Source organism: Maribacter sp., assembly GCF_016744255.1.
Taxonomy (GTDB): Bacteria; Bacteroidota; Bacteroidia; order Flavobacteriales; family Flavobacteriaceae; genus Maribacter_B.
In genome coordinates this window covers 1-9968 of the sequence record NZ_JADGES010000116.1, presented here as the reverse complement: position 1 = coordinate 9968, position 9968 = coordinate 1, and the positions used below count along the sequence as shown (strand labels likewise).

At 33.4% G+C, this 9968-nt stretch carries 4 protein-coding genes; all 4 read left to right on the top strand.

Annotated elements, in window-relative coordinates:
- On the top strand, positions 1 to 933 hold a 933-nt coding region (locus tag QZZ51_RS14770; RefSeq protein ID WP_291871032.1), incomplete at its 5' end, for a gliding motility-associated C-terminal domain-containing protein.
- Positions 934 to 966: 33 nt separating this feature from the next.
- A complete protein-coding gene (locus QZZ51_RS14765) occupies positions 967 to 1908 on the top strand; it encodes a type IX secretion system membrane protein PorP/SprF (protein WP_291871030.1) in 942 nt (313 codons plus the stop codon).
- Between the two features lie 8 nt (positions 1909 to 1916).
- Positions 1917 to 4082 (top strand): OmpA family protein, encoded by a 2166-nt coding sequence (locus QZZ51_RS14760; RefSeq protein WP_291871028.1) that lies wholly within the window; start codon positions 1917 to 1919, stop codon positions 4080 to 4082.
- 169 nt (positions 4083 to 4251) lie between these two features.
- The coding region (locus QZZ51_RS14755; RefSeq protein WP_291871026.1) for an MG2 domain-containing protein at positions 4252 to 9968 on the top strand (5717 nt) is incomplete at its 3' end.

The following is a 9968-nucleotide window of genomic DNA, read 5'->3' as shown; positions in this document are numbered from 1 at the left end:
TTCTATGCCACCGCAACAGATACCAATATATTACCAATAACTACAATTCTTGTGGATGGAGAAGACTATTTTATTTCCAATACAGATTTAAATAATAATTGCGAAGGGTCAGATAGGGTTCAAGTAATTACTACTCTTACCAACCCATCTATACCAGTGGCTTCGATAACAAACCCTACATTTTGCGAAGCAGAACACCCAAGTTTAAATGATTTATCCACAAGTGTATTCAATACTGGATCCATTGCTTGGTATGATGCCTTAACAGGAGAAAACCTATTAGACAACAATACCTCTTTACAAGATGGAATCAGCTACTTTGCAAGTACAAATTCAGCTGAAGGGTGCCATGGAACGGAACGTTTAGAAATTACTCCAACTATTTATAATTTAGAACCAGCATCTATTGAATTTACCACCTTATCCTTATGTGGACTAGATAACCCTACAATACAAAGTTTACAGGTTTTAGAAAATGTAAATGATTATGATATTCAATGGTATGACACTCCCGAAAATGGAGCACCATTAGGTTCTTCTGATCCATTAATTTCTGACACCACATATTACGCAGAAAGTTACAACCCAATAACAGGATGTAGAAATCCACAAAGAATTGCTGTTACTATTGATTTAACAAATTGTGACCCTGAACAGTATGGATACTTTATTCCAGACGGATTCTCGCCTAATGGAGATGGCAGAAATGACTCCTATTTTGTTCCTAACATTGAAATTATATTCCCAGACTTTACTATGGAAATAGTAAACAGATATGGCAGTACAATGTTCATTGGCGACAAAAACAACCCTGCTTGGGATGGATCTAATAATGGAAATAGTACTGCTCCAAACGGAGTATACTTTTACATTATAAATTATAACAAAGAAGGCTTTAAACCTTTACAAGGAAGACTATACCTAAACAGATAAACCATACCAACTATCCATTTTAATAAAGATATAATGAAAAAAACATATTTATATTTTCTATTTATACTGTTTGCACATTCTATGTATGTGCAGGGGCAACAAGACCCTCAATACACCCAGTATATGTATAATATGAGCGTAATAAACCCCGCTTACACTACAAATAACTTAAGTGTAATTAATTTTGGAACACTCTACAGAAGCCAGTGGGCATCTGCCGTAGGAGCACCAAAAACCTTAACCTTTTTTGCTCATGCAGCAATTACAGAAAAGGTAGAAGCTGGCATCTCTTTTATCTCCGATGATATAGGCGATGGGGTTCTTAAAGAAAATAATATCTACGCAGATTTTGCTTATAGCTTAAAACTAGATGATAAAAGTAGGTTAGCACTTGGTTTAAAAGCCGGTATTACAAGCTTCGAAACCAATTTTAATGGATTTCAATATCCGGAATTACAAGACGATTTTGCTTTTAATGAAAATCAAAATACTTCATTCCCTAATATTGGTATTGGCGCTTTTTATCACAGAGATAAGTTTTACGCAGGTTTATCTGTTCCAAACTTATTAAGTTCTACTCATTTAGATAATCAAAATGGCGTTAGTACTAAAGGTTCTGAAAACATGCATGTTTTTGCAACAGCAGGCTATGTCTATGATTTAAATAGTACTATAAAACTGAAACCATCTATGTTAGCTAAAATGGTAAAGGGATCTCCGATTTCTTTTGATGCATCACTTAACGCATTAATCAATAACACCTTTGAAGCTGGTGTATCTTATAGATTAGATGACTCTGTTAACGCCATGTTTAATATGAAAATTCTACCTGGTTTAAAAGCTGGCTATGCATACGATTATACATTATCTAACCTTAGTGACTTTAGCTCTGGATCGCACGAAATTTTTATTCTATTTGATTTAGACTTATTAGGTCTACAAAGAGGATATGATAAATCCCCAAGATTTTATTAAAACACACCATGAAAAAAACAATTCTATTTATACTATTCATAGGGCTAATGCAGCAGTACGCATTTGCGCAAGAAGAATTACAACGTGCTAACACATATTTTGGAAGAGCTTTCTACGGAGATGCAATTCCATTGTATGAAGAAATAGCAAAAACTAACAAAAGCTCTAAAGTTGTAAAAAACCTAGCAGACAGTTATTATAACACCTACCAGCTTCCCAAAGCTGCTAAATGGTATTCTTACTTAACTTCTGTTTATCGAGAAAACTTAGATGAAAGTTATTTTTTTAAATATAGTCAAACGTTAAAAGCTGTTGGCGAATATGCAGAAGCAACCGAAGTTCTAATGGATTATTACAACAGTCAGAATAATCAAGAAAAGGTAGCTGAACTTAAGGAAGACCTAAGGCATTTAGAGAATGTAGATGCTATTGGCGAACGTTTTAAATTAGAAAACCTTCCTTTAAACACAACAAAATCAGAATTTGGTGCAACCAAAGTAGATAACGATATTTTTTACGCTGCTTCCAAAAAGAAAGCAACTCCAGTATTAAACAAATTATATAGATGGAATAGTGAAAACTATTTAGATATGTACAAACATCCTGTGGATCAAATTACTCTTGGAGATTCTTTAAGTACAAGTCTTTCTTCTAATATTAATACCAAAATGCATGAGGCAACTTTTGCTATTACAAAAGACCGTAAAACAATCTATTTTACACGTAATAATTTCTTAAAAGGAAAAAAGAAAACAGACGGTAAAAAAGTATCGAGATTAAAAATATACAAGGCCCAATGGGTAGATAACAAATGGGAAAACATAGAAGAACTTCCTTTTAATAGTGATGATTTCTCTACGGAACACCCTTCTTTAAATACTAGTGAAACTACGATGTATTTTGCATCGGATATGCCAGGTGGCTTTGGTTCTTTAGATTTATATTCCGTATCTGTTAATGCCAATGGTGAATTTGGAGAACCTAAAAATTTAGGCGCAACCATAAACACAAACAAGAAAGAGCAATTTCCTTTTGTAGACGAATCTAACAACCTTTATTTCTCCTCTAACGGGCATGCAGGTTTTGGCTTATTAGATGTTTTTGTTGCCAAAAAACAAGGGGACTCTTTTAAAAAACCAAACAATATAGGTAAGCCAGTAAATGGTGGCTATGACGATTTTGCATACAACCTAAACACTGGAGAAAATCAAGGCTTTTTTGCATCGAACAGACCAGGTGGTGTAGGTAGTGATGATATCTATAAATTAGAAGAAACAAAACCTTTATTAATTGAAGATTGTTCTCAATTTATTGCAGGTATAATTAAAGATGTAACAACACAAAAACCTATTGCATTTGGGATCGTAGATTTAATAGATGAAAACGGAACTCTTATAGAATCCCAAACTGCTTCGGAAAAAGCTGAATTTAAATTCTCTGTTGCTTGTGAAACTCAGTACACCGTAAAGGGTAGAAAAGCTGGTTATCAAGAAGACTCTAAAAATGTAATCACAAATAAAGAACGTAATAGTATTAAAGATGGTTCTGTTGCCCTTCGATCTAACGCAGATATCGAAAGAGAAAAATCGGAGAAACTTCAAAAAGAAAAAGAAGAAGAGGTTAGAAAAGCCAAACTAGTTAAAGAAGAGCGTATTAAAGAAGAAAAACGTGCTAAAGAAGAGGCTAAAAAGGCTAAAGAGCTAGAAAAGAAACGTAAAGAAGAGGCTAAAATAAAAGCCGAAAAAGAACGTAAAGAACGTATTGAAAAGGCCATAGAAAATGAGCCAACAGTTGTAAGGCAAGGGAAGCGAATTGTTATAAAAACAGAGCCAAAATTACATTTTGATTACGACTTGTGGTACATACGTTTAGAAGCCAAAGAAACTTTAGATAAAATAATCACAATACTTAAAAATAATCCTGGTATTCAATTAGAAATTGGAACGCATACAGATATTAGAGGTAATGATGATTATAACAAAAAACTTTCTCAAAAACGTTCTAATTCTGTATTAGAATATTTAATAAGACAAGGGGTTTCTAAAAAACGTCTTTCTGCAAAAGGCTATGGTGAAAGTAAACCATTCATAAAATGCGAAACAGAAGAATCTTGTACAGAACAACAACATGAAACAAACCGTAGGTGCGAATTTGTTATTGTAGATTGGAAATAATAACTCTCCATAAATGATACAAAACTCCCATAAAAACGATATGTTTTTATGGGAGTTTTTAGTTGAAATCACTAAAACATAACGATAACTAACTCTAAAGACTACTTTACTCATTTAAACTTGTATTCATAACTATTAGAGTTCATATTTGTTATGTAAATTTATACAGATGAAAAATACGATAACCATACTCACCTTAATTTTCTTTGCCCAAATGACACAAGCTCAAAAACCAGACGACTCTTTTGAGGTGCTCTGGAAAAAAGTGGAACAATTAGAAAAGGAAGCCTTAACAAAATCTGCTTTGGATGTTGTTACTTCTATTTCAAAAAAAGCTAGCAAAGAAAATAATACTTCCCAGAAACTTAAAGCATTACTCTACGCTTCTAAATATGCTATGACTTTGGAAGAAGATGCACAACTTAAAATCATCTCAAATTTCAATGCAGAGATAGCAAAAGCTACATTTCCTACTAAAAATGTATTAGAAAGTTATTTGGCTAATTTATACTGGCAGTATTTTCAACAAAATAGATATCAATTTTACAACAGAACACATACCGAAACTAAAGTAGATTCTAAAGATTTTAGAACTTGGGATTTAACCACTCTCTTTAATGAAATTAACTTGCACTTTTCTAATTCTTTAGAAAACCCTAGAGGGTTACAAAAAATAGCTATTTCTGAGTTTTCACCTATTCTTTATCAACAAGAAAATTCCGAGATATACAGGCCTACTTTATTTGATATTCTAGCGCATACCGCATTAGGTTTTTATAAAACAAATGAAAATAGCATAACCAGACCTGCAGATAAATTTGAAATTAAAGAAGATAATTTTTTATGTGATGCTTCTATTTTTGTTTCTGAAAAAATAGAAACTAAAGACAGTACATCTCTGGAAGCAAAAGCACTAATAATATACCAACAATTATTATCCTTTCATATAAACGATAAAACTTTAGATGCTTTTACACCCGTAGATATAGATCGATTAAAATATGTACACAGCAACTCCGTCTTAAAAAATAAAGACGTTACCTATTTACATACGCTACAAAACAATGTAGAAACCTATAAAAAAGATAAGGTATCTACACTTTACACTTATGAAATCGCAAGCCTATATCAACAATGGGGTCACTCGTATAACCCTACAGCAGATAACAGTAATCAATGGAAATTCAAGGAAGCTCTTGCTTTATGCGAGGAAGCTATTAGCCGTTTTCCTAAAAGTTATGGAGCAGAGAAATGTAAGTCTATAAAATCTTCCATTTTAGATAAAAACATTCAAATAACTACGGAAAAATATTTACCAACAAATACCCCTTCTAAAGTATTGGTTCGCTATAAAAATCATCAAAATTTAGCCCTTTCTGCTATCCAAATAACTAAATCACAATTAAAAAAATTAAATGAAATATACCCAGAAAAGAAACAGCTAGCATTTATAAAGACTCTAAAGGTTCTCCAACAATGGAATGCAACCTTAAAAAATGAAGGTGACTTCCAAACGCATAGTACCGAGGTTTTAATTCCTGAATTAGAGTATGGACACTATTTAATATTTGTAGAATCTAAAGATGATGGACGCTCTTTTGCATTTAGTCCCATACAAATCACCAATTTAGCTTTAGTAGAAACAAGAACTCCAGATTCTTATAAATACCAAATAATAGACAGAACTAATGGAGAACCAAAAGCTAATGTTACTTTAAAATTTACCTATCGTGTTAATTATGATGGCCCTAAATTATCGAAGACTTTAAAAACAGATACTAATGGTTCTGTAGAAATCCCTCTTTCTAGTCAAAGGTGGAATGATGTTTATATACAAGCGAAAAACACCAATGACAAAGCATTTTTTGGAGAATTTTACATTAACCAAAAACAGGATCGAAACGCTCCAACAATAACAAATTCTTGCTTTCTTTTTACAGATAGAAGCATCTATAGACCTGGACAACCTCTATACTTTAAAGGTATTGCAATCAGCAAAGAAAAAGAAACTTCTACCCTACTAGCAAATACTAATGTACTTGTTTCTCTTAGAGATGCTAATTATCAAGAAGTAAAAACATTAAGCTTTAAAACGAACGAGTTTGGTTCTTTTTCTGGAGAGTTTATTTTACCAAGTAACGGACTTACAGGTAACTTTTCTATCTACGCTAATTCTTCTAAAATTAACCTAAATGGTTCTACAAATTTCTCGGTAGAAGAATACAAAAGACCAAAATTTGAAACTTCTTTTAATCCCATTACAGAGACATATAAAGTCAATGACAGTATTACAGTAACAGGTAAAGCAATTGCGTATGCTGGCAGTACTATTACAAATGCAAAAGTAAGTTACCGCATAAAAAGAGTAGTTTACTTTCCTAGATGGTATTATTGGCATTACAGCTCCTATAGAAATATAGAGCCACAAGAAATTGCACATGGCGAGGTAACAACGAATGATAGTGGATTGTATGATATTACTTTTAAAGCAATCCCTGATAACGCTTTAAACAAAGAAGATTTACCCACGTTTAGCTATGAAGTTACTGCTGACGTAACCGATATTAATGGAGAAACACATAGCACCTCAACCATTGTACAAGTGGGTTACCATTCTTTAACCGCCAGTATTAATGTGGCTAATCTATTAGATAAAGAAAAGAAAGAGAATTCTATACACGTATATACACAAAACCTTAATGGCTCTTTTGTTCCTGCAAAAGGGAATATAAAAATCTTTAAACTTAAGGCTCCTAATTATGTGTTAAGACAAAGGCCATGGACAGCACCCGATTATAATACATGGAATAAAAAAGAGTTTAAAAAGCTTTTTCCACATGAAAGTTACGCCAACGAACATAGTTCGGGTACTTGGGAAAAAGGAGAAATGGTTTGGGAAAATAATTTCAATACCGAAGAAACAACCGAACTTAAGTTAAATGCGATTAATAACTGGGAATCTGGTAAATATGTGATTGAGTTAGAAACCAAAGATAAATTTGGAAACCTGGTAAAGGATGTTGCTAAAACTACCCTATTTAGTACCAAGGATAAAAAGTTAGCGGACAATCAACTTTTTTATATTAAAACGGATAAGTCTTCTTATGGCCTTGGTGATAAAGTAAAACTAACGCTCTTTTCTAATGTGGAAGATATAGCAGTGACCTTATACATTGAGAAAAACAAACAAATTACCGATACTCAAATTATACATTTAAAAGGAACTAGTAAAACCATTACCATTCCTGTAGAGAAAGAGGATTTAGGAGGATTCTCCATTAGTTATAGTTTTGCTGCTTACAATTCATTTATTAGTAACAGTGTTCGTATTTATGTTCCTTATCCTAAGAAAGATTTAGAAATTGAAACGGTAACTTTTAGAGATAAATTACAACCAGGAACAGAGGAAACTTGGTCTTTTAAAGTAAAAGGAGCTAAAGGAGAAAAGGTTTCTGCGGAATTGCTAGCAAGTATGTATGATGCTTCTTTAGACTCCTTTAGAGGTCATAATTGGAGTTTTTACCCCAATTCCCAACCCTATTATTATTCCCAGTGTAGTATAAATGGACGCAATAATTTTAATACCGGCTATTTTACAACGTACAATTTATTTGACAATGGGTATAGTTACGCAGGACGCTATTATGATACCTTCCAATGGTTTGGATTGCAGTTTGGATATGCCAATTATAGTAGAAGTATGCGAATGGTAAAAAGTAGTAACGCTCCTATGGCTGCTATGGAAGTTATGGAAAGTTCTGAAGCCGAATTAGATGACGCTGGTCCAGAGGGTGCTCCAATAGTGGAAAAGAAAGTAGCCCAAACCGGAAATGCAACTAAAAACAAAGAAGTACTAGATGCTACTACCAAAAAAGAAGAGCCTGTTGCTATTCGTAAAAACCTACAAGAAATTGCCTTTTTCTTTCCACATTTACAAACGGATAGAGAAGGCAATGTAACTTTTAGTTTTACTACTCCAGAGGCTTTAACCAAATGGAAATTTCAATTATTAGCACATTCTAAAACACTAGAAAGCACTTCCATTACCTTGCAAACCGTAACCCAAAAAGAACTTATGGTTACTCCTAATGCACCTCGTTTTTTAAGGGAAGGTGATGACATTATTATAAGCAGCAAAATTGCTAATCTTACGGATAAGGCATTAACTGGTATTGCAGAACTAAAACTAACAGATGTAATAACTGGGAAATATATTTCGGAAAAACTAATCGCTGTTAAAAGCAAACAAGCATTCACTGTAGATTCTCTAAACAATACTCAAGTATCATGGAAACTTCATATTCCGGAAGGTTTGCAAGGAGTACAATACACCGTAATCGCAAAAGCTGGGGACTTTAGTGATGGAGAACAAAATGTACTTCCTGTTCTAAGTAATCGTATGTTGGTTACGGAAACCCTACCAATGTGGATTCGTAGTAATACCACCAAGAAATTTAGTTTAGATAAGCTTAGAGACAATACATCTACCTCATTAAAACATCACAAGCTTACTTTAGAGATTACGAGTAATCCTGCCTGGTATGCCGTACAAGCATTACCATATCTAATAGAATACCCGTATGAATGCAACGAACAGACTTTTTCTAGGTATTATGCGAATGCTTTAGCCAGCCATATAGCGAATAGCAATCCTAGAATTCAAGAGGTATTTAAACAATGGGCAAGTTCCGATGCTTTAGTTAGTAATCTAGAGAAAAACCAAGAATTAAAATCTCTACTAATTCAAGAAACACCTTGGCTTAGAGATGCACAATCAGAGACGGAACAGAAAAAACGAATTGCCCTATTGTTCAACCTCAACAAAATGCAAAATGAGCAAGCAACTGCCCTCCTAAAACTACAACAGAACCAAATGTCTTCTGGTGCTTGGTCTTGGTTTAAGGGTGGTCGTGAAAACCGATTTATAACCCAGCATATTATTTCTGGATTAGGACACTTAAAGCAATTACAAGTAACAGAGAATAATAAAGAAGTTAGTGCTATGCTAAAAAAGGCAATCGCCTTTTTAGACAGAGAATTTGTTAAAGAATATGAGTACATGAAAAAACATGCAACTAGTTTAAATAATAACCATTTAACGAGTACACAAATTCATTACTTATACATGCGAAGCTTTTTCTCCGAACACAAAACATCGAAGAAAGTATCCGAAATTAGTAAATACTACCTTGGGCAAGCTAAAAAGTATTGGAAAGCCAATAGCTTATATAGAAAAGGGATGTTGGCTTTAATTAGCTTTAGAGCTAAAGAAGAAACTACAGCCAATAAAATTCTAAGGTCTTTAAAAGAGAATAGCATAACTTCGGATGAATTAGGAATGTATTGGAAAGAAAATACCAATTCTTGGCACTGGTACCAAGCTCCTATAGAAACGCAAGCCTTACTTATTGAAGCTTTTTCAGAGATAGAAAATGACGTTGCTACCATTGATAACCTTAAAATTTGGCTATTAAAAAACAAACAAACCAATCAATGGAAAACTACCAAAGCAACTACAGAAGCTGTATATGCTTTATTGCTTCAAGGAAGCGATTGGCTTTCCGTATCGGAATCTGTTGCCGTATTAATTGGTGGTAAGCAGATAGATGCTGAGAAATTAAAAACGGTAAAAACAGAAGCAGGAACAGGCTATTACAAAACTACCTGGAATGCCAATGAAATAAATACCTCTTTAAGCCAAGTAAGTCTTACCAAGAAAGGGGATGGTATTGCATGGGGTGCTTTATACTGGCAATATTTCGAGGATTTAGATAAAATTACTTCGGCAGAAACTCCGTTAAAACTAAAGAAGAAACTTTTTCTAAAGAAGAATACAGAAACAGGAGAACAACTATCCGAAATCATAGCTAACACCAATGTAAAAGT